This is a genomic window from Burkholderia pyrrocinia (genome assembly GCF_022809715.1).
Classification (GTDB): domain Bacteria; phylum Pseudomonadota; class Gammaproteobacteria; order Burkholderiales; family Burkholderiaceae; genus Burkholderia; species Burkholderia pyrrocinia_C.
Genome location: NZ_CP094460.1, coordinates 1174239 through 1197355, shown reverse-complemented (window position 1 = coordinate 1197355; position 23117 = coordinate 1174239). Strand labels below are relative to the sequence as shown.

At 63.3% G+C, this 23117-nt stretch carries 27 protein-coding genes; 12 read left to right on the top strand and 15 right to left on the bottom strand.

Annotated features, from left to right (window positions below; all coding sequences use genetic code 11):
• The first annotated feature begins 12 nt into the window (after positions 1–12).
• From panE to MRS60_RS22175, 8 genes are all read left to right on the top strand, one after another.
• Positions 13–960, top strand: a complete 948-nt coding sequence (panE, locus tag MRS60_RS22210) for a 2-dehydropantoate 2-reductase (RefSeq protein WP_243566697.1) — start codon at positions 13–15, stop codon at positions 958–960.
• A 274-nt stretch (positions 961–1234) separates the two neighbouring features.
• Positions 1235–2194, top strand: a complete 960-nt coding sequence (locus MRS60_RS22205) for an AraC family transcriptional regulator (protein WP_243566696.1) — start codon at positions 1235–1237, stop codon at positions 2192–2194.
• 118 nt (positions 2195–2312) lie between these two features.
• A complete protein-coding gene (locus MRS60_RS22200) occupies positions 2313–3251 on the top strand; it encodes a substrate-binding domain-containing protein (protein WP_105392615.1) in 939 nt (312 codons plus the stop codon).
• A 62-nt stretch (positions 3252–3313) separates the two neighbouring features.
• The gene (locus MRS60_RS22195; protein ID WP_034180980.1) at positions 3314–4834 is read left to right on the top strand and encodes a sugar ABC transporter ATP-binding protein; all 1521 of its coding nucleotides are present in this window, start codon (positions 3314–3316) and stop codon (positions 4832–4834) included.
• Complete coding sequence (locus MRS60_RS22190) at positions 4821–5834, top strand: ABC transporter permease (protein ID WP_027789502.1); 1014 nt, start codon at positions 4821–4823, stop codon at positions 5832–5834. Before MRS60_RS22195 ends, MRS60_RS22190 begins: the two co-directional genes overlap by 14 nt.
• Positions 5835–5880: 46 nt before the next feature.
• Positions 5881–6969, top strand: a complete 1089-nt coding sequence (locus MRS60_RS22185) for an alcohol dehydrogenase catalytic domain-containing protein (RefSeq protein ID WP_243566695.1) — start codon at positions 5881–5883, stop codon at positions 6967–6969.
• 29 nt (positions 6970–6998) lie between these two features.
• Positions 6999–8546: an FGGY-family carbohydrate kinase gene (locus MRS60_RS22180; protein ID WP_243566694.1), complete on the top strand. Its 1548-nt coding sequence runs from the start codon at positions 6999–7001 to the stop codon at positions 8544–8546.
• Positions 8543–9307 carry an SDR family oxidoreductase gene (locus MRS60_RS22175; protein ID WP_243566693.1) on the top strand — a complete coding sequence of 255 codons (765 nt, stop codon included), beginning with the start codon at positions 8543–8545 and terminating at the stop codon, positions 9305–9307. The genes MRS60_RS22180 and MRS60_RS22175 overlap by 4 nt, the downstream gene beginning before the upstream one ends.
• A gap of 81 nt (positions 9308–9388) precedes the next feature.
• On the opposite strand, the gene MRS60_RS22170 is transcribed toward MRS60_RS22175, so the two are convergent.
• From MRS60_RS22170 to MRS60_RS22150, 5 genes are all read right to left on the bottom strand, one after another.
• Positions 9389–9532, bottom strand: a complete 144-nt coding sequence (locus MRS60_RS22170; RefSeq protein ID WP_165948077.1) for a hypothetical protein — start codon at positions 9530–9532, stop codon at positions 9389–9391.
• A gap of 195 nt (positions 9533–9727) precedes the next feature.
• Positions 9728–10312, bottom strand: coding sequence for a nucleotidyltransferase family protein (locus tag MRS60_RS22165; protein ID WP_034180482.1), 585 nt, complete (start codon positions 10310–10312; stop codon positions 9728–9730).
• 102 nt (positions 10313–10414) lie between these two features.
• Positions 10415–10603 (bottom strand): M15 family metallopeptidase, encoded by a 189-nt coding sequence (locus MRS60_RS22160; protein WP_105392661.1) that lies wholly within the window; start codon positions 10601–10603, stop codon positions 10415–10417.
• 107 nt (positions 10604–10710) lie between these two features.
• Positions 10711–11106 (bottom strand): type II toxin-antitoxin system VapC family toxin, encoded by a 396-nt coding sequence (locus MRS60_RS22155; RefSeq protein ID WP_034180978.1) that lies wholly within the window; start codon positions 11104–11106, stop codon positions 10711–10713.
• Positions 11103–11342: a type II toxin-antitoxin system Phd/YefM family antitoxin gene (locus MRS60_RS22150; RefSeq protein ID WP_034180481.1), complete on the bottom strand. Its 240-nt coding sequence runs from the start codon at positions 11340–11342 to the stop codon at positions 11103–11105. The genes MRS60_RS22155 and MRS60_RS22150 overlap by 4 nt, the downstream gene beginning before the upstream one ends.
• Before the next feature lie 205 nt (positions 11343–11547).
• Here MRS60_RS22150 and MRS60_RS22145 point away from each other — a divergent pair, with 205 nt between their 5' ends.
• Positions 11548–11970, top strand: a complete 423-nt coding sequence (locus MRS60_RS22145; protein ID WP_034180480.1) for an amino acid-binding protein — start codon at positions 11548–11550, stop codon at positions 11968–11970.
• A gap of 81 nt (positions 11971–12051) precedes the next feature.
• Here the strand turns inward: MRS60_RS22145 and MRS60_RS22140 are convergent, their stop codons facing one another.
• The 3 genes from MRS60_RS22140 to MRS60_RS22130 are packed head-to-tail and all read right to left on the bottom strand — an operon-like array spanning position 12052 to position 15731.
• Entirely contained in the window at positions 12052–12735 is a 684-nt protein-coding gene (locus MRS60_RS22140; protein WP_243566692.1) for a Fe2+-dependent dioxygenase, read from the bottom strand.
• The gene (locus MRS60_RS22135; RefSeq protein WP_243566691.1) at positions 12732–13487 is read right to left on the bottom strand and encodes a tetratricopeptide repeat protein; all 756 of its coding nucleotides are present in this window, start codon (positions 13485–13487) and stop codon (positions 12732–12734) included. The genes MRS60_RS22140 and MRS60_RS22135 overlap by 4 nt, the downstream gene beginning before the upstream one ends.
• Positions 13488–13490: 3 nt before the next feature.
• Complete coding sequence (locus MRS60_RS22130) at positions 13491–15731, bottom strand: TonB-dependent receptor (protein ID WP_243566690.1); 2241 nt, start codon at positions 15729–15731, stop codon at positions 13491–13493.
• 310 nt (positions 15732–16041) lie between these two features.
• Between MRS60_RS22130 and MRS60_RS22125 the strand changes: the two genes are divergently transcribed.
• A complete protein-coding gene (locus tag MRS60_RS22125; protein ID WP_034180974.1) occupies positions 16042–16281 on the top strand; it encodes a FitA-like ribbon-helix-helix domain-containing protein in 240 nt (79 codons plus the stop codon).
• Positions 16278–16697, top strand: a complete 420-nt coding sequence (locus tag MRS60_RS22120) for a PIN domain-containing protein (protein WP_243566689.1) — start codon at positions 16278–16280, stop codon at positions 16695–16697. Before MRS60_RS22125 ends, MRS60_RS22120 begins: the two co-directional genes overlap by 4 nt.
• A 132-nt stretch (positions 16698–16829) precedes the next feature.
• Here the strand turns inward: MRS60_RS22120 and MRS60_RS22115 are convergent, their stop codons facing one another.
• Positions 16830–18125: an aspartate carbamoyltransferase gene (locus MRS60_RS22115; RefSeq protein WP_034180473.1), complete on the bottom strand. Its 1296-nt coding sequence runs from the start codon at positions 18123–18125 to the stop codon at positions 16830–16832.
• A gap of 233 nt (positions 18126–18358) precedes the next feature.
• Between MRS60_RS22115 and MRS60_RS22110 the strand changes: the two genes are divergently transcribed.
• Positions 18359–18493, top strand: a complete 135-nt coding sequence (locus tag MRS60_RS22110) for an entericidin A/B family lipoprotein (RefSeq protein WP_021158165.1) — start codon at positions 18359–18361, stop codon at positions 18491–18493.
• 378 nt (positions 18494–18871) lie between these two features.
• On the opposite strand, the gene MRS60_RS22105 is transcribed toward MRS60_RS22110, so the two are convergent.
• The 6 genes from MRS60_RS22105 to MRS60_RS22090 form a co-directional block, all read right to left on the bottom strand.
• The gene (locus MRS60_RS22105; RefSeq protein WP_243566688.1) at positions 18872–19726 is read right to left on the bottom strand and encodes a restriction endonuclease; all 855 of its coding nucleotides are present in this window, start codon (positions 19724–19726) and stop codon (positions 18872–18874) included.
• A 291-nt stretch (positions 19727–20017) separates the two neighbouring features.
• Positions 20018–20335 (bottom strand): DUF2326 domain-containing protein, encoded by a 318-nt coding sequence (locus MRS60_RS35200; protein WP_432207859.1) that lies wholly within the window; start codon positions 20333–20335, stop codon positions 20018–20020.
• Complete coding sequence (locus MRS60_RS22100; protein WP_243566687.1) at positions 20218–21057, bottom strand: hypothetical protein; 840 nt, start codon at positions 21055–21057, stop codon at positions 20218–20220. Before MRS60_RS22100 ends, MRS60_RS35200 begins: the two co-directional genes overlap by 118 nt.
• Positions 21054–21632, bottom strand: a complete 579-nt coding sequence (locus MRS60_RS22095; RefSeq protein WP_243566686.1) for a hypothetical protein — start codon at positions 21630–21632, stop codon at positions 21054–21056. The genes MRS60_RS22100 and MRS60_RS22095 overlap by 4 nt, the downstream gene beginning before the upstream one ends.
• Positions 21622–21795 (bottom strand): ABC-three component system middle component 7, encoded by a 174-nt coding sequence (locus MRS60_RS35195; protein ID WP_432207858.1) that lies wholly within the window; start codon positions 21793–21795, stop codon positions 21622–21624. The genes MRS60_RS22095 and MRS60_RS35195 overlap by 11 nt, the downstream gene beginning before the upstream one ends.
• Positions 21796–21829: 34 nt before the next feature.
• Positions 21830–22609: an ABC-three component system protein gene (locus tag MRS60_RS22090; RefSeq protein ID WP_243566685.1), complete on the bottom strand. Its 780-nt coding sequence runs from the start codon at positions 22607–22609 to the stop codon at positions 21830–21832.
• Positions 22610–23117: the final 508 nt, after the last annotated feature.

Sequence of the window (23117 nt, the reverse complement as noted above, 5' to 3'; positions counted from 1 at the left end):
AAGGGGGCAACGATGCGAATTCTGGTGGTAGGGGCCGGCGCGGTCGGCGGATACTTCGGCGGCCGGCTGGCCGCGGCGGGGCGCGACGTGACGTTCCTGGTGCGCGACGGCCGCGCGGCCGCGCTGGCGCGCGACGGGCTGCTGATCCGCAGCCCGCGCGGCGACCTGACGCTCGCGAACGTGCAGACCGTGCGCGCGGGCGATGCCGGCACCGGGGTTGCGCCGTTCGACCTCGTGCTGCTGAGCTGCAAGGCGTACAGCCTCGACGATGCGATCGCGTCGTTCGCGCCGTTCGTCGGCCCGCAAACGCTGATCCTGCCGATGCTCAACGGGATGCGTCACGTCGACGTGCTGCGCGACCGGTTCGGCGCCGCGCAGGTGCTCGGCGGGCTGTGCGTGATCGCGGCCACGCTCGATCGCGAGCAGCGCATCGTGCACCTGAACGACACGCATGGCGTGTCGTTCGGCGAACTCGCCGGCGGCGAATCGCCGCGCGTGCGCGCGGTGGCCGACGTGCTCGGCGGCGCGGGCTTCGACGCGACGCTCAGCGACGACATCGCCGCGCGGATGTGGGAGAAGTGGGTATTCCTCGCGACGCTCGCCGCGAGCACGTCGCTGTTCCGCGGCTCGATCGGCGACATCCTCGCCGCGCCGGACGGCCGCCGCCTGCTCGAGACGATGCTCGGCGAATGCCGCGCGATCGCCGAATACAACGGCCAACGGCCCGACCCGGCGGCGATCGAGCGGATGGAGCGGATGGTGCTGACGCCGTCGCCGCTGACCGCGTCGATGCTGCGCGACGTCGAGAACCATGCGCGTGTCGAAGCCGATCACGTGATCGGCGACCTGCTCGCACGCAGCGACCCGCAGGCGGCCGATGCGCTGTCGCTGCTGCGGATCGCATACAACCACCTGAAGGCGTACGAGGTGCGTACGGCGCGCGAGCACGCAGCCGCGTAAACCATCGGTGCGCGCGCACCGCACCGGCCCGGCGGCTGGCCGCCCGGTGCCGTTGCGCGCTGCACAAATTTGCCATCCGGCGCCGTTTTCGGCCGGAAAGCGCAAAAAAGTATCGGAAATCAGGCGTAAAGTTGGTGGAGCCGCGCGCGCGATCGACCTACATTGCTTCCCATGCGACCGGTCGGTGTCGCCGCACGAAACACGAGCAACACGCGGCGCACGAGCGAACAGCCGAACAGGCCGGCCAGCGATACATGGGAATGGAGACGCCAACATGATGCATCCCGATCTCGAAGTGGTCGAAGTGCGACGCGACGAGTCGTTCAAGGTCTGGTCGCACGGTTATCCGTATCGCACGATCCGCTGGCATTTCCATCCCGAATTCGAACTGCACCTGATCGTCGCGACGCGCGGCAAGTATTTCGTCGGCGATCACATCGGCTCGTTCGGCCCCGGCCATCTCGTGCTGCTCGGCCCGAACCTGCCGCACAACTGGGTCAGCGACATGGCCGAAGGCGAAACCGTCGAGCGCCGCAACCTCGTGATCCAGTTCGACCCGGCGTTCGTGCGCCGCTGCATGGATGCGTTTCCCGAATGCCGCGATGCGCAGGCGCTGCTCGACGACGCGCGGCGCGGCGTCGGCTTCGACGATGCGACCAGCGCCGCGATCGCACCGCTGTTCGACGAACTGCTGGCCGCGCGCGGCATGCGCCGCATCGCGCTGTTCATGATGATCGTCGAACGGCTTTGCGGCGCCGACGAGCGCACGCTGCTCGCGAGCCCCGCATACTACCAGGCGGACGTCACGCCGACGCGGCTCAGCCACGCGCTGTCGTATATCGGCAAGAACCTCGCATCCGAGCTGCGCGAGTCCGAACTCGCGCAGCTGACCGGTCAGAGCGTCAGCGCATTCTCGCGTGCGTTCCACCGCCACACGGGCATGCCGTTCGTCCAGTACGTGAACCGGATGCGGATCGAATCCGCGTGCCAGATGCTGCTTGCCGACGACGCGAACATCACCGACATCTGCTTCCAGGCCGGCTTCAACAACGTATCGAACTTCAACCGCCAGTTCCGCTCGGTGAAGGGGATGGCGCCGTCCGAATTCCGTGCGCTGCAGCGCCTGAACGCGCGCAGCCGCGAGCTTGCGCTGCACGCGGCGCCCACCGGCAACCCGATGCCGCCGCGCGTGCTGACGCCCGGCGTGCCTGAACTCGCGCCGCAGCCCGGATGATCGCCGGGCCGCCGCCCGCCTGAACTTTCCACACCGTTTCACCCGGCCGATCGCGTCGCTCACGTCGCGAGGGGCTCGTTCAACCTCGAAAAAGCCGCACATAAATGGAGACACCGTCATGACGCACGCATCGCCCGCTTCATCATTCAGCCGCGCCGCCCGGATGGCGACCCTCGCCGCGTTCGCGGCCTTGCTGCCCGCAGCCGTCGCGCATGCCGCGCCGCTGCGGATCGGCATGACGTTCCAGGAACTGAACAACCCGTATTTCGTGACGATGCAGAAGGCGCTGAACGATGCGGCCACGTCGATCGGCGCACAGGTCGTCGTGACCGACGCGCATCACGACGTCAGCAAGCAGGTGAGCGACGTCGAGGACATGCTGCAGAAGAAGATCGACATCCTGCTCGTGAACCCGACCGATTCGACCGGCATCCAGTCGGCGATCACGCAGGCGAAGAAGGCTGGTGCAGTGGTCGTCGCCGTCGATGCGAACGCGAACGGCCCGGTCGATTCGTTCGTCGGCTCGAAGAACTACGACGCGGGCGTGATGTCGTGCGAATACCTCGCGAAGGCGATCGGCGGCAGCGGCGAGGTCGCGATCCTCGACGGCATTCCGGTCGTGCCGATCCTCGAACGCGTGCGCGGCTGCAAGGCCGGGCTCGCGAAATTCCCGAACGTGAAGCTCGTCGACACGCAGAACGGCAAGCAGGAGCGCGCGACCGCGCTGTCGGTCACCGAAAACATGATCTCCGCGCGTCCGAACCTGAAGGGCATCTTCAGCGTGAACGACGGCGGCTCGATGGGCGCGCTAGCGGCGATCGAGGGCTCCGGCAAGGATATCAAGCTGACCAGCGTCGACGGCGCGCCCGAGGCGATCGCCGCGATCCAGAAGCCGAACTCGAAGTTCATCGAGACGACCGCGCAGTTCCCGGCCGACCAGGTGCGCATCGCGCTCGGCATCGCGATCGCGCGCAAGTGGGGCGCGACGGTGCCGAAGGCGATTCCGGTCGACGTGAAGGTCGTCGATCGCAGCAATGCGAAGGGCTTCAGCTGGTGAACGACGTGCGATGCGACGCGAAGGGCGGCGGCATGGCCGGCGCTCTTCGCACGGAGAAGTCGATGGAAACGATACTCAGGCTCAGCCACATCACGAAAAGCTTTCCGGGCGTGAAGGCGCTGTCCGACATTCACCTGGACATCGCACGCGGCGAGATCCATGCGCTGCTCGGCGAGAACGGCGCGGGCAAGTCGACGCTGATGAAGATCCTGTGCGGCATCCATCAACCGGATACCGGCACGATCGAAATCGACGGCACCGCGCGCCATTTCTCGAACTATCACGAGGCGGTCGCGGCGGGCGTCGGCATCGTGTTCCAGGAATTCAGCCTGATCCCGCACCTGGACGCCGTCGACAATCTGTTCCTCGGTCGCGAGCTGCGCACGCGCTGGGGCGCGCGCGACCGCACGCGGATGCGCCGCGCGGCGGCCGGCATCTTCGCGCGGCTCGGCGTGTCGATCGATCTCGATGCGCCGATCCGTGCGCTGTCGGTCGCGCAGCAGCAGTTCGTCGAGATCGGCAAGGCGCTGTCGCTCGATGCGCGCATCCTGATCCTCGACGAGCCGACCGCCACGCTCACGCCGGCTGAAGCCGAACACCTGTTCGCGATCATGCGCGAGCTGAAGCGGCAGGGCGTCGCGATGATCTTCATCTCGCATCACCTCGACGAGATCTTCGCGGTATGCGACCGCATCACGGTGCTGCGCGATGGCCAGTACGTCGCGACGACCGACGTCGCGCGCACGGACGTCGAGCAACTCGTGCGGATGATGGTCGGCCGCCGGATCGAGAGCAGCTTTCCGCCGAAGCCCGCGCTGCCGGCCGACGCGCAGGCCGTGCTCGAAGTCGATGCGCTGCAGATCGAGCGCGACGGCCCGGTGAACCGTTTCGCGCTGCGGGCCGGCGAGATCCTCGGTTTCGCCGGGCTCGTCGGCTCGGGCCGCACGGAAACGGCGCTCGCGGTAATCGGCGCGACGCGTGCGCACCGCAAGGACGTGCGCGTGCGCGGCGCGGCGGCGAAGCTCGGCGATCCGGCCGACGCGCTGTGCGCGGGCATCGGCATCCTGCCGGAAAGCCGCAAGACGGAAGGGCTCGTCACGTCGTTCTCGATCCGCGACAACATCTCGCTGAACAACCTCGGCAAGTACCGGTCGATGCGCTGGCTGATCGACCGCCGTAGCGAGGCGCGCGCGACGCACGACGTGATGCGGCGCGTCGGCGTGAAGGCGCCGTCGATCCATACCGAGGTCGCGACGCTGTCCGGCGGCAACCAGCAGAAGGTCGTGATCGCGCGCTGGCTGAACCATCACACGTCGGTGCTGATCTTCGACGAGCCGACGCGCGGCATCGACGTCGGCGCGAAAGCGGAAATCTACGGGCTGATGCGCGAACTCACCGCGCGCGGCTACGCCATCATCATGATCTCGTCCGAGCTGCCGGAAATCGTCGGCATGTGCGATCGCGTCGCCGTGTTCCGGCAGGGCCGCATCGAGGCGACACTCGAAGGCGACGAGATCGATCCCGACACGGTCATGACCCATGCCACGGCCGGCACGCGAGGAGCGACCCATGAACCTGCCTGATTCTTCTTCCACACCCTCCACGACGCTCGCGGCCAACGCCGGAAACGGCGATGCGCCGCCGCCCCGCGCGATGTGGGCGCAGTTGCGGCGCTCGACGCTGTTCTATCCGCTCGTCGGCCTCGTCGTCGTGTGCATCGCGATGATGATCGCGAGCCCGAGCTTCCTGTCCGCCGCGAACCTCGAGAACGTGCTGCGCCAGGTGTCGATCAACGCGATCATCGCGGTGGGCATGACCTGCGTGATCCTGACGGGCGGGATCGACCTGTCGGTCGGCTCGGTGATGGCGCTGTCGGGCACGCTCGCGGCCGGGCTGATGGTCGCGGGCGTCAACGCGGTCGCCGCGCTCGCGATCGGGATTGCGGTCGGCTTCGGGTTCGGCTTCCTGAACGGCGTGTTCGTCGCGTTCGCGGGGATGCCGCCGATCATCGTCACGCTCGCGACGATGGGTATCGCGCGCGGCCTCGCGCTGATCTACACGGGCGGTTATCCGATCGACGGGCTGCCCGACTGGGTTGCGTTCTTCGGCAGCGGCAAGGTGCTCGGCATCCAGGCGCCCGTGCTGATCATGCTGGTGGTCTACGCGATCGCGTGGCTGCTGCTCGATCGCATGCCGTTCGGCCGCTACGTGTATGCGATCGGCGGCAACGAGCAGGCGACGCGGCTCACCGGCGTGCGCGTCGCGCGCGTGAAGCTGATCGTCTACACGCTGGCCGGGCTCACGTCGGCGCTCGCCGCGATCGTGCTGACCGGGCGGCTGATGAGCGGGCAGCCGAACGCGGGCGTGGGCTTCGAACTCGACGCGATCGCGGCCGTCGTGATGGGCGGCACGTCGATCTCCGGCGGGCGCGGCGCGATTCTCGGCACGCTGGTCGGCGCGTTGCTGCTCGGCGTGCTCAACAACGGGCTGAACATGATCGGCGTGAACCCGTATGTGCAGAACGTGATCAAGGGCGGAATCATCCTGCTTGCGATTTATATCAGCCGTGAACGGTCGCGGTAACGCGTGATCGATCAGGCATCCGAATCATCAACGAAAGAGACAACTCATGACGACACCCGAAGCCCAGCCGCGGATGACCGCGGTCGTCTGCCACGGCCCCGAGGACTATCGCGTCGAACAGGTCGCGAAGCCGCGCCCCGGCGCGAACGAGCTCGTGATCCGCATCGCCGCGTGCGGGATCTGCGCAAGCGACTGCAAGTGCTATACGGGCGCGAAGATGTTCTGGGGCGGCCCGAACCCGTGGGTGAAGGCGCCCGTGATTCCCGGCCATGAATTTTTCGGCCATGTCGAAGCGCTCGGCGACGGCGCGGCCGAGCATTTCGGCGTGGCATTGGGCGACCGCGTGATCGCCGAGCAGATCGTGCCGTGCGGCAAGTGCCGCTATTGCAAGTCGGGGCAGTACTGGATGTGCGAAGTGCACAACATCTTCGGCTTCCAGCGCGACGTCGCCGACGGCGGGATGGCCGAATACATGCGCATTCCGCCGACCGCGATCGTCCACAGGATCCCGCTCGGCGTATCGCTCGAGGATGCCGCGATCATCGAGCCGCTGTCGTGCGCGATCCATACGGTGAATCGCGGCGACGTCCAGCTCGACGACGTCGTCGTGATCGCGGGCGCGGGCCCGCTCGGGCTGATGATGACGCAGGTCGCGCACCTGAAGACGCCGAAGAAGCTCGTCGTGATCGACCTGATCGACGAACGGCTCGAACTCGCGCGCGAGTACGGCGCCGACGTGACGATCAACCCGCGGCGCGACGATGCGCGAGAGATCGTCCGCGCGCTGACCGACGGCTACGGCTGCGACGTGTACATCGAGACGACCGGTGCGCCGGTCGGCGTGAACCAGGGGCTCGACCTGATCCGCAAGCTCGGCCGCTTCGTCGAATTCAGCGTGTTCGGCGAGGACGCGACCGTCGACTGGTCGATCATCGGCGATCGCAAGGAGCTCGACGTGCGCGGCGCGCACCTCGGGCCATACTGCTATCCGGTCGCGATCGACCTGCTAGCGCGCGGGCTCGTCACGTCGAAAGGCATCGTCACGCACGGTTTCGCGCTCGAGGACTGGGACGACGCGATCCGCGTCGCGAAATCGCCCGAATCGATCAAGGTGCTGTTGAAGCCGGCCCGTTGACGGCCGGCGTGCGCCTCACCGGAGACATCATGGAATACGTGATAGGCGTCGACATCGGCACGCAGAGCACCAAGGCGCTGCTCGTCGACCGGCACGGCACGATCGTCGCGCGGCGCTCGGCCGGCTACCAGCCCGATACGCCGCGCCCGCTGTGGGCCGAGCAATGGCCGCAGGTGTGGTTCGACGCGGTGCTCGAATGCGTCGCCGGCTGCGTGAGCGATGCGCGCGCGCAGGGCGTGCCGGCCGATGCGATCCGCGCGGTGTGCGTGAGCAGCCTGTACGGCGGCTCGGGCATTCCGGTCGACAGCGACATGCGGCCGCTCCATCCGTGCCTGATCTGGATGGACCGGCGCGCGACCGCGCAAGTCGACTGGGTCGGCGAGCACGTGAACGTCGAGCGGCTGCGCGTGATCACGGGCAACGGCGTCGACAGCTACTACGGCTTCACGAAGATGCTGTGGCTGCGCGACCAGCGGCCGGACGTGTGGGCGAACGTGCGCTATTTCCTGCCGCCGAACGCATACGTGATCTACCTGCTGACCGGCGAAGTCGCGGTCGATCACAGTTCGGCCGGCAATATCGGCGGCGTGTACGACGTCGCGCGCCGCGAGTGGTCCGACGATGCGCTCGACATGCTCGGCATTCCGGCGACGATGATGCCGGAGCGGCTCGTCGATTCGACGGAGATCGTCGGCGGGCTGCTGTCGCAATGGACCGAACAGCTCGGGCTGCCGGCCGGCACGCCCGTGGTCGCGGGCGGCGTCGATGCGGCCGTCGCGACCTTCGCGGCCGGCGCGACGCGTACCGGGCAGCATGTCGCGATGATCGGCACCAGCATGTGCTGGGGCTATGTGAGCCGGCACGTCGATGCGCGGCACGGGCTCGTCAGCATGCCGCACGTGTTCGACGGGCAGCGCGACCTGTACGTGTTCGGCGGTGCGATCACGGCCGGTGCATCGGTCGCGTGGTTTCGCGACCAGTTCTGTCATGCGGAAATCGATGCAGCACGCCTGCTGCCGCACGGCGATCCGCACGTGCTGCTCGAGGAGGCGGCCGAACGCGTGCCGGCCGGTGCCGACGGCGTGCTGTTCCTGCCGTACCTGATGGGCGAGCGCAGCCCGGTGTGGGATGCGCAGGCGAGCGGCGCGTTCGTCGGGCTGAGTCTCGCGCATACGCGGGCGCATCTTTATCGCGCGGTGCTCGAAGGCGTCGCGTTCGCGTTGCGGCACAACATCGAGGCCGGCCGCCGCGGCGCGGTGGCGCTGGACGACCGGCTGATCGTCGTCGGCGGTGCCGCGCATTCGGCGCTGTGGATGCAGATCATCGCGGACGTGACGGGCTTTCCGGTGTGGACGATCGAGCAGGATGTCGAAGCCGCGATGGGGGCGGCATTGCTCGCGGGTGTCGGGGCGGGGCTCGTGTCGCACGACGACGCACAGGGCGGTTGGGTCACGCTCGTCGAGCGCGCGCGACCCGATGCCGAACGCGCGCAAGCGTATGCGGTGCGCTTCGGGCTTTACACGGCGCTGTATCCGGCGCTCAAGCCGATCATGCACGAACTGCACACATCATCATGAAGACACGATTCGATTTCAGCGGCTCGCGGATGCTCGTCACGGGCGCATCGAGCGGCATCGGGCGCGCATGCGCGGTTGCGCTGGCGCAGGCGGGCGCGCGGGTCGTCGCGGCAGCGCGCGACATGGCCGCGCTCGATGCGCTCGCCGGCGAGACCGGGTGCGATACGTTGCGCCTCGATGTCGGCGGCGACGAACACGCGATCGATGCCGCGCTCGCCGCGCACGATGTGTTCGACGGCCTCGTCAATTGCGCGGGGATCGCGTCGCTCGAACCGGCGCTCGACGTCAGCGCCGGGCATTTCGACCGCGTGATGGCCGTCAATGCGCGCGGCGCGGCACTCGTGGCGCGGGCGGTTGCACGGAAGATGATCGTGCGCGACGGGCGGGGCGCCACGCATGCGCATGCGCGGGGCAGCATCGTCAACGTATCGAGCCAGGCCGCGCTCGTCGGCTTGCCCGCGCATCTGAGCTATTGCGCGTCGAAGGCGGCGATGGACGCGATCACGCGCGTGCTGTGCATCGAGCTCGGCCCGCACGGCATTCGTGTGAACAGCGTGAACCCGACCGTCACGCTCACGCCGATGGCGCAGTTCGCGTGGAGCGAACCGGAGAAGCGCGCGCCGATGCTGGCGGCGATTCCGCTCGGGCGATTTGCGGAGCCGGACGAGGTCGTCGAGCCGATCCTGTTCTTGCTGAGCGATGCGGCGTCGATGATCAGCGGCGTGTCGCTGCCGATCGACGGCGGGTATACGGCACGATAGGCCACGTCATGCGGTGACGAGTTGTCGCCTGCAGAGCATGACGGGAAATAGGGGCGAATGTGCGGAGCGGCCGACGTGCGGCTACACCGGGTCTTTGCTCGGCGGTCCGTCCGGTTGCTGCGGGTTGTCGTGGTGATGCCCCGGCGGCGACGACAGCGGGTCGTCTTCCGGATCGCGGTTCGGGTCGGCCGGTGGCTCGGGTGTCGGGGTCGTGTGATCGGTCATGGAGAGCTCGCGCGATGCGTGATGGCGGCGGCGCGGAGGGCGCGCCTCGTCTTCGTTATAGGCAATCGGGCGAGCGTTTGCTGCGGGATTCTTGCGGCGGCTTGTCGATCGTCGGTGAAATCCATGAATTCGCGATTGTCGACCGTCGGGCGGGATTCCGTATTGCAATGTATTGCGTGGTCCGCGCGATCGCGGTCAGCGCAGATCCTGCGGCGTGTCGACATCGCGCAGGATGCCGGGATCGTCGACGTCCAGCAGTTTCACCGGCGCGCTGGCGAACAGCGCGCGGGCGCCCGTGTCGCCGTCGAGGGCGGCGAGCGCATCGAAGTGGTGCGCGGCGAAGCCGACCGGATGGCCGCGCACGCCGCGATGCGCGGGCGCGACGATCGACGCATCGTCGGCGTCGAGCGCGCGCGTGACGGCTTCATAGGTCGATGCCGCGATCCACGGCATGTCGCCGAGCGCGACGAGCCAGCCGTTCGAATCGGGCGTGGCGCGCACGCCGGCCGCGAGGCTTGCGCCCATGCCGCGCGACGCGTCGGGCGCATAGACGACCTGGCAACCGGCTTCGTTCAGCAGGATCGCGAGTTTTTCGGCACCGGGACGCACGACGGCGATCACGTCGGCCGTGGCCGCCGCGAGACGATGGGCGGCCGCGACCGCGATCGGCGTGCCGTCGGGAAGCCGCGCGAGCAGCTTGCTCTGCAGACCGCTTGGATCGAAGCGTTGACCGAGACCGCCGGCGAGCAGGACGCCGGTGACGAGTGACGCATAGGACATCGGCGCGGGGGGAGTGAGACAGGTGCTGCGATTGTGCGGGAGCGGGCGGGGATCGGCAAGTGAGGATGTTACCGAGTCGCGCCCGTCAGGTCGGAATGACTGTCATCGCGCACCTTCGTCGAGCATGTTTTCCTCGACGGGGCCGTAAATCGCGTGCGATTCACGCTGCATGACGGCCCAATAGCGGTCGCCGAACGACCAGTGCCACCATTCGGACGGGTAATTCGTGAAGCCGGCGCCGGTCAGTGCGGCGATCAGTACGTGGCGGTTTCGTGCGGCCCGGCGGCTGATGGATGCGTTGTACCTGCAAGCTTATGGTCGATCTGGTCAGACGAAACGCCGACATGTCGGAGTTGGCGCGGGCGTGCGGTGTGGATTGGCCTGCGACTGCGAGAGGATTACCACAGCGTCTTCACATGCGCATAAGCGCGGATTTTTTCGTCGCGGGTGACGAGCGGTGCGCCGAGCCGCCGCGCGGTGGCGACGATCATCCGGTCGGCCGGATCCTTGTGGAACGTGCCGGGCAGGGCAGTGGATTTCGCGGCGATGTCGGCGTCGACGGGCACGAAGCGCATGCCGTCGATCTGTGCGACGGTGGCGAGCCACGCGTCGACATCCATCGTCAGTGCGAGACGGTCGTTGCGCACCAGCATCGCAATCTCCCACGCGGAGATCGCGGATGCCGCGAGTGAGCCTTCGCCCCGCGCGCGGTCGATCGCACTTCGCGCTTTCTTGCTGAGCGAAGGATCGCCCGCCACCCACCACACCAATGCATGCGTATCCAGCACGATCACCGCGACGCCTCCCAATCATCTTCCGCAATCGGATCGACAGGATTGTCGTAGCGCATGACCGAGCCGCGCAATATGTCCAACGGCTGAGCCTCGCGTGCGTGATACGGCCGGATCTCGAGCGTCGGCTTGCCGTGATCGGTGACGATCAGGCTTTCGCCCGACGACTCGACGAGCCGGAAGTATTCGAGTGCGCGAGCCTTGAATTCGGATTTCGAAACGGGAGCGTGCGGCATCATGATATGAGCATGGTCATTTGACGATGGTCATTTTATGGCGGTGCGGCGGAGGAAGGCAAGTCGCGAAGGCCAGGCGTCACCCGATGCATGCAAAGCGCGACAGGGGGCGTCGATGCCGGGGGCCGGAAGGCGCTGTCCGCCTTGCTCGCGCGCTTGCTGTGATCTAGATTTTTTCTATCGGGGTTCTCAGGCGGGAGGGACGGCCATGGAACTGAGCGTAGAACGTGTCGATGTCTGGGCGGCGACCATCGAGGACAAGCCGGGCGGCCTCGCGACAGTATTAAGCGCCCTGCGGACTGCCGGCGCAGACTTGCAGTTCATCGTTGCACGCCGCACATCGGAGACGCCGGGCAAGGGCGTCGTGTTTGTCGCGCCACTGCAGGGAGATGCGGTGATTCGCGCGGCCACGCAGGTGGGGTTCAGCGTCACCCCGAGCGTTCACTCCGTCCGCGTAATGGGTTTGGATCAAATGGGCATCATCGGGCAACTGGCCCAGATGCTCGCGGACGGCGCGATCAATCTCCGTGGCGTCTCGGCCGCCGTGTTGGGTTCCCAGTTCATTGCCTATTTCGCGGTCGATTCGGCGGACGATGCAGACAAGGCGATCGATCTCCTGCAGCGGGCATAAGGCGGCTGCGCTGGACGGTGGACTGGCATTGGCCGGAAGGGGGCATGCGTTTCAGGATGTTGCGGGGCGCCGCCAGATGGCTCACGCATCCGCCCACCGTCTCAGCAGGTTGTGATAGATCCCGGTGAGCGCGATCACGCCCCGGTCGTGCGCACCTTTGTCCGCGGAAAGCTGCTGAATCTGCGTATCGAGTTGAAATAGCAGCGTGCGGTCGGCGTCGTCGCGCACCATGCTCTGAATCCAGAAGAACGACGCGACGCGCTCGCCGCGCGTAACGGGCGTCACGTGATGCAGGCTCGACGCCGGATACAGCACGAGATCGCCGGCCGGCAGCTTCGCGCGATGCACGCCGTAGGTATCCTCGACACACAGCTCGCCGCCGTCGTACGCATCGGGTTCCTCGAGAAACAGCGTCGCCGACAGATCGCTGCGCACGCGGAAATCCGTGCCGCGCAGCAGCCGGATCGCGTTGTCGACGTGCGTGCCGAATGTCTCGCCGCCTTCATAGCGGTTGAACAGCGGCGGAAACACCTTGAGCGGCAGCGCCGCCGAAAAGAACAGCGGATGGCGTGCGAGCGCATCCTGGATCGCGTCGCCGACCGCGCGCGCGGCCGGTGAGCCTTCCGGCAGTTGCCGGTTGCGTTTGGCAAGCGCCGACTGCGCGCCGGACGTCGCGTTGCCGTCGACCCATTCGGCCGCATCGAGCAGGTCGCGGCATTGCGCGACCTGCGTCTTGGTCAATACGCCGGGGATATGAAGCATCATGTTGCTGATTCCATTGCATGCGGCGGCAATTGCAGCGCCGCAGAGCGAAATGCGTCGAGCGGCGACGACGCGAGATACGCGCGCATTTTCGCGATGAACGCGGGTGTTGCGGTGGCCGGCACGCGCGCGAGCCAGACGAGCGCTTCGTCGATGCGCCCGCGCTCGGCAAGCAGCCGCGCAAAGTTGAACTGGCCACGGAAGTCGCCGGCAGCGGCTGCGCGGCGATAGTGGTCGAACGCGGCATCGGTGTCGACGGATACGACCCAGCCGTCCTCGTAGAAGCCGCCGATCAGGTTGATCGATTTCGCGTGGCCGAGCGTGGCCGCGCGGCGGAACCAGTCGAGCGCGTCGGCGCGGTTCTCATCGACGCCGTTGCCGAGCGCGAGCGCCGTCGCGTAGTTGTACATGCCCCAGTCGAGCCCCGCCTGCGCGGCGAGCCGGTACCAGTACACGGCGACCGGCGCGCACGCGGCCGTACCCCAGCCGAACTCGTAGCAGCGGCCGAGCATGTTCATCGCCATCGGGTGGCCGGCCCGCGCGGCGTGCCGGAACCAGTTGAACGCGGCAGCCGGATCGCGCGCGACGCCATGGCCGTCGAGCAGGTACTGCCCGTAGACGGCCTGCGCATCGACGATGCCGTTGTCGGCCGCCGCCGCGACCCACGCGGCGGCGCGCTCGGGCGGCCCGGCCAGGATGTCGGCGAACTCGCGCGGCGATACCGACGCGAGCGCCTTCAGCGACACGGCCTCCATCGATCAGTAGCGCGCGTTCAGCGTGACGAACGCCGAGCGGCCCGGTGCGATCGATGCGTAGTGCGCCGGATACGCCTGATCGAAGTACGTGCGGTTGAACAAGTTGTTCACGTTCAGCTGCAGGTCGAGCTTCTTGTTGATCCGGTACTGCGCCATCGCATCGAAGCGCCAGTACGACGGCACGGCGCGCTGGTTCGCGGGATCGCCGAATACTTCCGACATGTAGAACGCGCCGCCGCCGACCGTGAACTTCGGCGTCACGTCGTAGTTCGACCACATCGTGAGGCTGTGCTTCGGCGTATTCGGGAAGCGGTTGCCGTTGTTCGCCGCATCCTTGCCGTTGTCGCGCAGCGCGCTCTTCATGTACGTATAGCCGCCGAACACCTGCCACTGCTTCGTGATCTGCCCTGCGACGCCGAGCTCGAGACCCTGCACGCGCTTGTTGCCGACCATCGCGTACTGGTTGTTCGGCAGCGTCACGCGCGCGTTCGTCGTGTCGATCTGGAACAGCGCGGCGGTCAGCGCGAGCTTGTCGTTCAGCACGTTCCACTTGGTGCCGAGCTCGATGCTGCGGTTCTTTTCGGGCGACATCTGGTCGGCGTTCGGGCCGACGCCGCCGCGGCCCGGCGTGAGCGACTGCGTTTCGCTGCCTTCGCCGAGCAGCATGCCGGCCGGTGTCGACGACGTCGCATACGACGCGTAGATGCTGCCGTTCTGCGCGGGCTTGAACACGAGGCCGGCCTGCCAGTTCACGAGCGTGTCGTCGCGCGTATAGGTTTTGCTGCCGTTGGCCTTGGTGTCGGTGAAACGCGTCGAGTAGTCGTCGACCCGCACGCCGGCATTGACCTGCCAGCGCGGCGTGATCTCGATCGTGTCGAAGCCGTAGATCGATTTCGTCGTGGTGCGCGCATGCGCGTAGTCGTTGTTGCGCGTGATCGAGCCGGCCCACGGATCGTTGGGATTAGGCGACCACAGGCTCGTGCAGTTGTAGCCCGACGCCGCGCCGATGCCTTGCTGGCAGATCTTGCCGTTATCCGTCGCGACCTTGTACGTGTCGCGCTTGCCCCATTCGCGCGTCAGCTCGATGCCGGTCGTGAAGCTGTGCTTGAACGGGCCGGTGCGGAATTCGCCGAACAGCTCGGTCAGGTTCGCGATGCTGTTGATCGAGCTGTTGCGGTTGTTGTTGCGCCGCCAGACCTTGCCGTTCACCACGTTGCCCTGGCTGTCGTCCGGCTGCGTCCAGATGTAGTCCTGCGTCGATTCCGTGTAACGCGTGGTGTTGCGGATCGTCAGCGACGACGTGATGTCGTGCTCGATCTTGATCGTGCTGATGTCCGACGTGGTCTTGCGGAAGTCGCGGTCGATCAGCCCGTAGAAGTTGTGGCGATCGACGTTTGCCGGGCCGTCGGTGACGCCCTTCGGGATGTTGAAGCCGTAGACGTACGGAATGCCGCCGTCCGGCATGTCGTCGGTCGACAGGTGGTAGTAGCTCGCGGTCACGCGCGTCGGCGTGCCGAGGCCGAATGCGATCGACGGTGCGACGCCCCAGCGCTCGTTGTTGACGGCGTCGCGGCCGGCGACGTCGTTGTTGTGGCTCATCAGGTTCAGGCGGAATGCGGCGTGATCGGCGAACTGCCAGTTGCCGTCGGCCGTGAAGCGGCGATAGCGGTCGGTGCCGAGGCCGGCGCTCGCGCTGGCCGTCGTGCCGAGGTGCGGGGCTTTCGTGATCAGGTTGATGCTGCCGCCGGCGCCGCCGCGGCCGCCGTACGCGCCGTCGGAACCCTTGGTGATCTCGACGCGTTCGGTGTTGAAGATCTCGCGCGTCGTGGCGCCCGTGTCGCGCATGCCGTCGACGAACATGCTGCCCTGCGTGTCGTAGCCGCGGATGAACGGACGGTCGCCGAGCGGGTTGCCGCCTTCGCCGGCGCCGAACGTGATGCCGGGCACGGTGCGCAGCGCTTCGGTCAGCGTCGACGCGCCGCTGTTCCGGATCAGTTCCTGCGGAATCACGGTGACGGATTTCGGCGTGTCGACGAGCGGCGCGGTGAATTTCGCGGAAGCGGAAAAGTCGGCCTTGTAGCTGTGCTCGGTCTTGCCCTGGATCTCGATCGGCGCGAGATGGCCTTCGGTGCTGGACGGCGGCGGCGAAGGCGGCGTGCCGTCGGCGAATGCAGGGCTCGCGGCGAGCACGCTGCACAGGGTGGTGAATTTGCCGAGCTTCAACTCGTCGGAACGGGACTTCATGATGCGCTTGGACCTCGCGATGTGGCCCCGGGGAGGTGCGCTACGGAAATGTGCATGCCGCCGGGAATTATTACGATTTGTTTTCAGCCGGCATTCTATGTAATTTTTTGTTGAATGAGAAGCGTTCTTGTTATCAATAAAAAAGCAAGTGTTGACGAATGTTACGGGGTGGATGGGCGGTGGATGATGGCCGATTGGCCAGATGTGACGGGCTAGTCGGGCCGGTTAGAGTGGCAGTGTCGTGATTCACTCGGTATGACAGCAAGGTGCTAATATGACTGCATTGAAAGCAATCTTGGCGAGGCGCATCATGCCGGTGATCACCGTTCGAAATTTGCCTGATGAAGTGCATCGCGCACTTCGGATTCGCGCGGCCCAGCACGGACGCAGCACCGAAGCCGAGGTACGTGACATTCTCGAGCAGGCCGTCCTGCCAGGCGGGCGGCTCAAGCTGGGAACGTTGCTGGCGGAAATCGGGCGGGAGGCTGGTGGAGTCGATTTCGACGTCCAGCGCGACAAGACGTCAACCGATCCGATGAGCTTCGAATGATCCTTGTTGATACGAACGTCATTTTCGAACCGCTGCGACGCGAGCCGAGCGCGGCCGTGATCGAGTGGCTCGATGCCCAGAACGTCGAGACGCTGTTTCTTGCTGCAATCAGTCTCGCGGAGATGCGATTCGGCGTGGCTGTATTGCCGGAAGGGCGCAGGCGCGAGTGGCTGCATCAAAGCATCGAACGACGTGTCGTGCCGCTGTTTCGAGGCCGGATCCTGCCGTTCGATGATGCAGCGAGCAAAGCGTATGCGAGCCTTCGGGCGCGGGCCCGTGCCGCAGGTAGCGCGATCGCGCCTGTCGATTGTTTTATCGCCGCCACGGCCGAGGCGAACGGCCTGATCGTGGCCACGCGCGATGTCGCGCCGTTCGAGGCGGTGGGGCTTCGCGTGATCGATCCGTGGGCGCGGTAGCTCCTGACTGCGAAGCTCCATCACCTGCGCCGAAATTGAAAAACGCGCTGTGCAATGCGGCGCGTTCTGCGTCAGGCAAGCGCGCCCGGCCCATGAAGCAATGGTAGGCGGGCGCGAGACCTCCGGTGCGGCTCAATCGACTCCGTGAAACACCGCGTCCTCCGGCCCGAGGTATGCCGGCGGGCGCCACGTCGCGTCGCGCATCGAATGCTGCACGAGGTTTTCGACGCCGAGCAGCACCGCGAAGATCGCCATTCGCACCGGAATGCCGTTGTCGGTCTGCCGGAAGATCGCGAGGCGCGGGTCGCGGTTCAGGTCGACCGACAGGTCGTTCGCGCCGGGCCGGCTGTCGCGCGGCAGCGGGTGCATGATCAGCGTGTCGGGCTTGCAGACCGAGTCGACGAGCGCCTGGTTGATCTGGAAATCCGGCGTATAGCCTTCGAACGACTCGTCGGTGAAGCGCTCTTTCTGGATCCGCGTCGCGTAGACGACGTCCGCGCCGCGCAGCCCGGCCGCGAGGTCGGTCGTCTGTTCGACCACATGGCCGTTCGTCGAGATCTGGTCGACGATGTAGGCCGGCATTTCGAGCATCGGCGGCGACACGAGCGTGAACTTGAGCCCGCGGTACAGCGCGAGCAGCTTGACGAGCGAGTGCACGGTGCGGCCGTACTTGAGATCGCCGACCAGCGCGATGTGCGCGCCGTCGACGATCTTGCCGAGCCGCGAGAACTCGCGCTGGATCGTATAGAGATCGAGCAGCGCCTGGCTCGGGTGCTCGCCGGGGCCGTCGCCGCCGTTGATCACGGGCAGGTTGGTCGCGCGCGCGAACTCGGCCACCGAGCCTTTCTCCGGGTGGCGGATCACGAGCGCATCGACGTAGCCGGCCATCACGCGGCTCGTGTCGTAGATCGATTCGCCCTTGGCCATCGACGAGAACGTGAAGCCCGTCGTGTCGCACACCGAGCCGCCGAGCCGGCAGAACGCCGCGCCGAACGACACGCGCGTGCGCGTGCTCGCCTCGAAGAACAGGTTGCCGAGCACGGCGCCTTCCAGCACGCGCGAAATCTTGTGGCGCCGCGCGATCGGCTGCATCACGTCAGCCACGCGAAACAGCGCCTCGACCGATTCCCGCGAGAACTGGTCGACCGACAGCAGTTGCGGCTTGCCTTCGAACAGGAACTGCTTCGCGAGTCCTTGATTGTCTACGCTTTGCGTATAGACTCCACCTTCTGGTGCCGAACGCTCGACGATTTCCGACACGAAGCGCTCGACGATCTCGGGCATCCCGCGCGATTCCTGCGAATCGTCGGGCAGCAGCCAGGTATCCAGTGCGCGCCGGCTGACGCCGATGCGATTGGCGAACGCTTCGCGAGTCATGTTGAGGCGGCGCATCGCGTCGCGGAGGAAGGCTTGCTGGGGAACGGTCATCGGCGGCTCCTGGCGGAAAATATACGCGGTGCGTATATTAGTTCCTGGCGCACTGAAGTCAAGGAAAATTTGCGCGATCGGGCTGTGCGGTGCGTGTGACACTCGGCGGGCTCGCACTGGCGCGCGGCGTCCGCCTCCGTATAATCAGGTCAGGCCCCGTGCCCTGCATCGGCAGGGCGCCATGCCGAAAACGATTCGCCCGGTCGGGCTTGTTGATTCGAAGGAGAATGAGAATGACGCGTACGATTGCTGCAATGTTGCTGGTTGTGACCGCCGCGCTCGCCGGCTGCAATACGGTCGCCGGCGTGGGCCAGGACATTTCGAAGGGCGGCCAGGCGATCAGCGATACGGCCGAAAAGGCCAAGTAAGCCGACCGGTTTCGGAATGCAGAAAGCGCCGGGCCGTCCCGCGATTGCGGGACGGCCCGGCGCTTTTTTTTGGTTCTTTGCGGAATTCCGTGGATGGTGCTTGCCGACCCGCAGCCGCCGGTCGCGCTATTAGGAGTTCAACGGCAGGTAACAGAGTGGTCCGGTCATCCAAGCCGACTTCGCGCGGACGGCAGGTCGGCTATTGCTGACATTGAGGTGAGCTGAGTTATAGATCAGCAAGGTGACGGATTGCTCACGGTGACGGTGCTGCTCAAGCATCTGTAATCGGGGTCCGCGCGCCGCGTCGCCCCTGATGGTCGCAGTTTTGTAGCACATCAAGCTGCGAGCATCGTTCCCACCAGAGGATAGCGGTCTAACTCAAACGCGCACGATACCGGTTCCCGGAACACGAAGCTTCGAGAGCCACTTCTTAAGACCTTCATGCTCAACTTCCTCAATCGGATATCCCCGTGTCTGAATCGTAGTCCGAGCCCCTGGGCTTAATTCTGACGTGGTAACTATTAGACCGCGTTTCGCGTTCTCGTAAACGACGTCAGCATGAAGTCCTTTGACGACAACCTTTTCCACTTTGGCCTTGGTCCGCTTGCACTGTACAAGACATAGCGGACTGTTCCCATCACCTTCATCCGGCCCCCAGATACGGATATCGACTCCATCGTCGTTTCCGCCGGGCCCGATCTCCACGCGATAGCCTTCTCTGACAAAGAACTCCGAAGTCAGCTCTTCGAACTTGCGCCAGTGCATGGTTGCCAATTTCTCTGGATTCTTGTAAAGAAAATTGATGTATCTTTGGTCGATAAAAACGCCGACCTCCGGAGGCGAATCAGTGCCTACAAACAAGCCGTCCAAGGACAACGCATAGTCCCACTCCACGTACCGTTGAACGGAGTGCGGGTTCAATTGCACGCTCCGGGCGAATATATCGATGTATTCAATCGCAATCGTTGCCCCTAACCTGCCGTACTTCTTGAGAGCTTCTCGTACGATTGGACTCGGTTCAATCGCTGTGTTTCCTTTTCGAGCCTGTTCTACTAGTTGCGGCCATAAGGCATTAAAAATCTCAAGGGTACCCATGTACTCGGCCAAGGCATGCTTTTTGTACTTGTGGTAAAGCCTCCCGCTTTCGACGGCGAATCCTTGAAATTGCACTTCAGTGAATCCTATCCCATTGAGCAAGGAATAAAATAAATCCTCGTATTCCTCTGATCGCATCCGTCCTCCGCTCTTCTCCGATGCGCGCACAATGTCGGGATACCTTGTACCCAAGAGCGAATCGCACAACTGCTCAACCGATAAGGTGAGGCCGGCTTTGTATCCTGCCGTTTCCGAAAGGGTGTCAGGTAACTCTCGCGGTCCGAATGATATGCTTCCCAATTCCTTAACTCCTTGCAGTCATACGGCGTCTTGTTCGAAGTTATCCATCTGGTCAGAGCCTTGCGCCCAACGCTTTGGCCGGACTGAATCAGACGACGCGGCGCAGCCAATGAGATATTCAGTCCCTCTCTATTGCCGTACCCTCCAATCCTCATTGTACAACTGGTCATCGTCGCTTAGTTTCAGGACGGTGTGCTTGCGCAGCAGTCGCTCTGCAACAGTGCCAAATTTCGCGGCTTCGTCGAACGCAAGAAATATTTGCTTGCGTCTAACCGCTGCCAAAATTCGGAGAATTCGCCTTGTCGCGGGGACTTCAATGTTCTTGTAGATCACCGAGTCGTGGATGATAAACGGCAGTTGGGTAAGTGCGAACATTGCGAGATCGAAGCCGACAAGACCTGCATAAGATTTCCCCGTGCCTGTATCCTCGGGGAAGTAAAACTGTATGAACTCGCGCTCTTGATCCGAAGCCGCGAAGCGTTTCGATTCGGACCATACACGACTTTGTTGAAATTTTTTAATTTTGCATTAAGCGCGGCTTCGATATCTAGAAAAATACTGTCGTAGACTGAGCCTAGTCGCTCCTTCGACAGAGAAACTTCCTTTTCAACGGATGCCTTCTGATCGAAAACACGATTTTCATCGGCAGCTTTGTCAACTAATCCTTTAAGCTCAAAGACGCGTGCAAATAGGTCATCCGGTGTTCCCTTGGCAGCAAGATCGACACGCATGATGTTTTCAATATTAGCTATATCCATATTAAGCTCGGATTCGCGTTTCGTATAGAGCGTCAATTCCGCTCTAAGCTCCTTTTGCACCAGTTTGGAAATTTTATGGTGAAACGCTTCAACCTGCTCCAATCGCTGAACATTCACATCAGGAAAGAACTCTGTAACCAGAGATATGTTGGCGCTCAGCCTCGGCGTTATTCCTGAAAGGTCACGCTTTACACGTGCAATCTTCGTGAGTAATTCTTCTCTTTGCGTGACCAAGTCGTTTTTCTGTTGCAGCAAGGCACGAAGGCCTTCGTCGAATAGTGCCTCGTAAGCGCTCAGTGCGCCATTGAACCCTTGCTTTAATCCTTCGATCGCGCGCGTGTTGTCCGCGATAGTCTTCTGATTTTCCTTATATTGCGACTTGTTGATCTTAGGTATGATGTTGGCGTTCATCGATTTGGAGATAAGTTACGCTCAAGATGAGCATCCAAAACCGCCTTCTCGTCCTCGATGTCTCCAATTCGCCCGAAGAAGTCAATGAGTCGCTCAACGGCGACTGCCGCGGCCTCTTTGAGATCGTTCGAGAATGGTTGATCAGCCTCTAAACCGCCCTTGTTCCAGATTCGGGCAAAGGGACCCACGAGCGATCGGAAGCTGGATTTGTGGCCATCTAAGCTGTAGAGGGCCTTTAACCTAGATCGATATTCTTCCACAAGAATTTCCTCTGTGGAAGCATAGTTTCTATCGCAAACCTGTATTGAGCCGGACGTGTCGGTTGCGCGCTTAAAGAAGTAGCGCGTGTTTTGGAAAACGAATTCGATACTGTATGTGTGGTGTCCAAGCGCAGTGATGGCGCCGGCTTTGTCTTCCAACAGGGAATCACCACCCATGGCAAAGTCGATAACCAACAGGGCTAACGATTTGCCAATGGAATTCCTTGCATCATCGTCACCAAGGATTATGTTCAGCCCTGAGTGAAAAGAGATCTCGTCGTGTTTGAAAAACGGGCAGCCGATCCTACGTAGCATATTTAACCACTCCGGTTGAAGCTTCGATATCCAGTGCTCCGAGGACATATAGAACGTCTACGGCCCATAGAAACTCAGACGCGTCTTGGAAACTGCCCGCGGTTCGGGCTAGCAAATCTGGGATAGTCTCATCGTCTCGCTTATATTCCAAGATGGCGCGCATTTTGAAAATAGTTGACTCTTCAAGGGCCGTGAATTTAGTTGGTATCAGCATCGAAAACCTCGCAATTTTGAACAAAAAATGCAGTCAGAACTTTTGAGGCCATGATCGATTTACCTGTTTTCAGGCTTATCCACTGTGCGATGTGGTTGAAAACTATATCTTTGTTATCCGGGTTCTGCTTATGCATTACGAGGTAATACGAGTTAATCTGGTTCTGCAAGATTCTTATTGCCGCTTGGTCGCGCTGTTCAATGAGGCGGATCTGATTCCTTATCGGCACGAAGAAATCAATCGCGTTTGAGCGGATCTCTCTTTTCTGAAGAGGGCTTATGCCGGTCTTAAGCTTCTCGTCAAGCGAGTTTACGTTAAGTTCAGTCTCCGAGAGCTCGCCGCACTCGGTGTCATTGCTGACTATTAGATCCAGTATCTCGCGCACTTCTTCCTGAAGCGCATGTTGGGAGGCTGTGAGTTTCGCCTTCGCGTCGCTGAGATATTGGTTCTTGATTTCAAGCAATCTCAAATACTCGTCGATCTTGAAGTCTTTGTCATATTTTGTATGACAGCTCGGGCACAAAAGGATTACATTTTCCAACGCATTGATCTCTGCTGGCACCGCATACTCTTTCAGGGTATTTTCCTGAGAGGTGTTAGGATTCAACGGGTAAATATGCGCAATCTCATAGCCGATTGTCGGATGCGTTGAAGTCGCCTTCTTAAACATCATTGGTAACCCGCAGAGCGGACAGGCCCCCCCGGTTTCGCCGTAGAGAATACTATGTTCGTTGCGATGGTACTTGACCCGTATATTTGCCATTTATGGAAAATTTTCTAATTAACTCAGATTCAGTAGCGCCAGCCTTCGCGACGTTAGGGTAAATGACGCCTCACTGGCCTTCGTTGAGTGCGTCATCGGCGTTGATTACCACCTGCGGGCACCGAGCCAATCAGGAACCTTACAGCCCATGCCGGATTTTATAGGAGCGAAGACGCGTTATGGAACGACCACTGAAAATATCGGTGTGCGGCATCGACTCTCGACCCTACCGTCTTCGAAAGGAAGAAGGTCGTTGGGGCAGTATATAGGGGCCAAGGTTCCACGCTTCCAGCAGTTCGGCTTGGATCCTCGGGTAAGTGTCCTCTGAACGAGGTGGGTAGGATCGATACCGCTTCCTGCGGGTGTCCGCGAGACGCTTGATATCCGCTGTTCGACGTGATCGTGCGACGAACGGCCGATCTGGATCGTTGAACGGCCGTCGCACCATCAATCGACGAACGTAGGCAAAGGCCGAATTGTGCGCGTAGTTCGTCCGTCAGGTTCCAGA

Coding starts and splice junctions, on each gene's coding strand:
- MRS60_RS22150 (WP_034180481.1), bottom strand. CDS start 11,342: ATGATGCCGCACGCTCCCGTTTCGAAATCCGAATTCAAGGCTCGCGCA.
- MRS60_RS22090 (WP_243566685.1), bottom strand. CDS start 22,609: ATGGCAAATATACGGGTCAAGTACCATCGCAACGAACATAGTATTCTC.
- MRS60_RS22095 (WP_243566686.1), bottom strand. CDS start 21,632: ATGCTACGTAGGATCGGCTGCCCGTTTTTCAAACACGACGAGATCTCT.
- MRS60_RS22190 (WP_027789502.1), top strand. CDS start 4,821: ATGAACCTGCCTGATTCTTCTTCCACACCCTCCACGACGCTCGCGGCC.
- MRS60_RS22135 (WP_243566691.1), bottom strand. CDS start 13,487: ATGGAGGCCGTGTCGCTGAAGGCGCTCGCGTCGGTATCGCCGCGCGAG.
- MRS60_RS22120 (WP_243566689.1), top strand. CDS start 16,278: ATGATCCTTGTTGATACGAACGTCATTTTCGAACCGCTGCGACGCGAG.
- MRS60_RS22105 (WP_243566688.1), bottom strand. CDS start 19,726: ATGCGATCAGAGGAATACGAGGATTTATTTTATTCCTTGCTCAATGGG.
- MRS60_RS22115 (WP_034180473.1), bottom strand. CDS start 18,125: ATGACCGTTCCCCAGCAAGCCTTCCTCCGCGACGCGATGCGCCGCCTC.
- MRS60_RS22125 (WP_034180974.1), top strand. CDS start 16,042: ATGCCGGTGATCACCGTTCGAAATTTGCCTGATGAAGTGCATCGCGCA.
- MRS60_RS22170 (WP_165948077.1), bottom strand. CDS start 9,532: ATGACCGATCACACGACCCCGACACCCGAGCCACCGGCCGACCCGAAC.
- MRS60_RS22110 (WP_021158165.1), top strand. CDS start 18,359: ATGACGCGTACGATTGCTGCAATGTTGCTGGTTGTGACCGCCGCGCTC.
- MRS60_RS22100 (WP_243566687.1), bottom strand. CDS start 21,057: ATGAACGCCAACATCATACCTAAGATCAACAAGTCGCAATATAAGGAA.
- MRS60_RS22185 (WP_243566695.1), top strand. CDS start 5,881: ATGACGACACCCGAAGCCCAGCCGCGGATGACCGCGGTCGTCTGCCAC.
- MRS60_RS22140 (WP_243566692.1), bottom strand. CDS start 12,735: ATGATGCTTCATATCCCCGGCGTATTGACCAAGACGCAGGTCGCGCAA.
- MRS60_RS22175 (WP_243566693.1), top strand. CDS start 8,543: ATGAAGACACGATTCGATTTCAGCGGCTCGCGGATGCTCGTCACGGGC.
- MRS60_RS22200 (WP_105392615.1), top strand. CDS start 2,313: ATGACGCACGCATCGCCCGCTTCATCATTCAGCCGCGCCGCCCGGATG.
- MRS60_RS35195 (WP_432207858.1), bottom strand. CDS start 21,795: ATGCGCGCCATCTTGGAATATAAGCGAGACGATGAGACTATCCCAGAT.
- MRS60_RS22145 (WP_034180480.1), top strand. CDS start 11,548: ATGGAACTGAGCGTAGAACGTGTCGATGTCTGGGCGGCGACCATCGAG.
- MRS60_RS22130 (WP_243566690.1), bottom strand. CDS start 15,731: ATGAAGTCCCGTTCCGACGAGTTGAAGCTCGGCAAATTCACCACCCTG.
- MRS60_RS22195 (WP_034180980.1), top strand. CDS start 3,314: ATGGAAACGATACTCAGGCTCAGCCACATCACGAAAAGCTTTCCGGGC.
- MRS60_RS22180 (WP_243566694.1), top strand. CDS start 6,999: ATGGAATACGTGATAGGCGTCGACATCGGCACGCAGAGCACCAAGGCG.
- panE (WP_243566697.1), top strand. CDS start 13: ATGCGAATTCTGGTGGTAGGGGCCGGCGCGGTCGGCGGATACTTCGGC.
- MRS60_RS22165 (WP_034180482.1), bottom strand. CDS start 10,312: ATGTCCTATGCGTCACTCGTCACCGGCGTCCTGCTCGCCGGCGGTCTC.
- MRS60_RS22205 (WP_243566696.1), top strand. CDS start 1,235: ATGATGCATCCCGATCTCGAAGTGGTCGAAGTGCGACGCGACGAGTCG.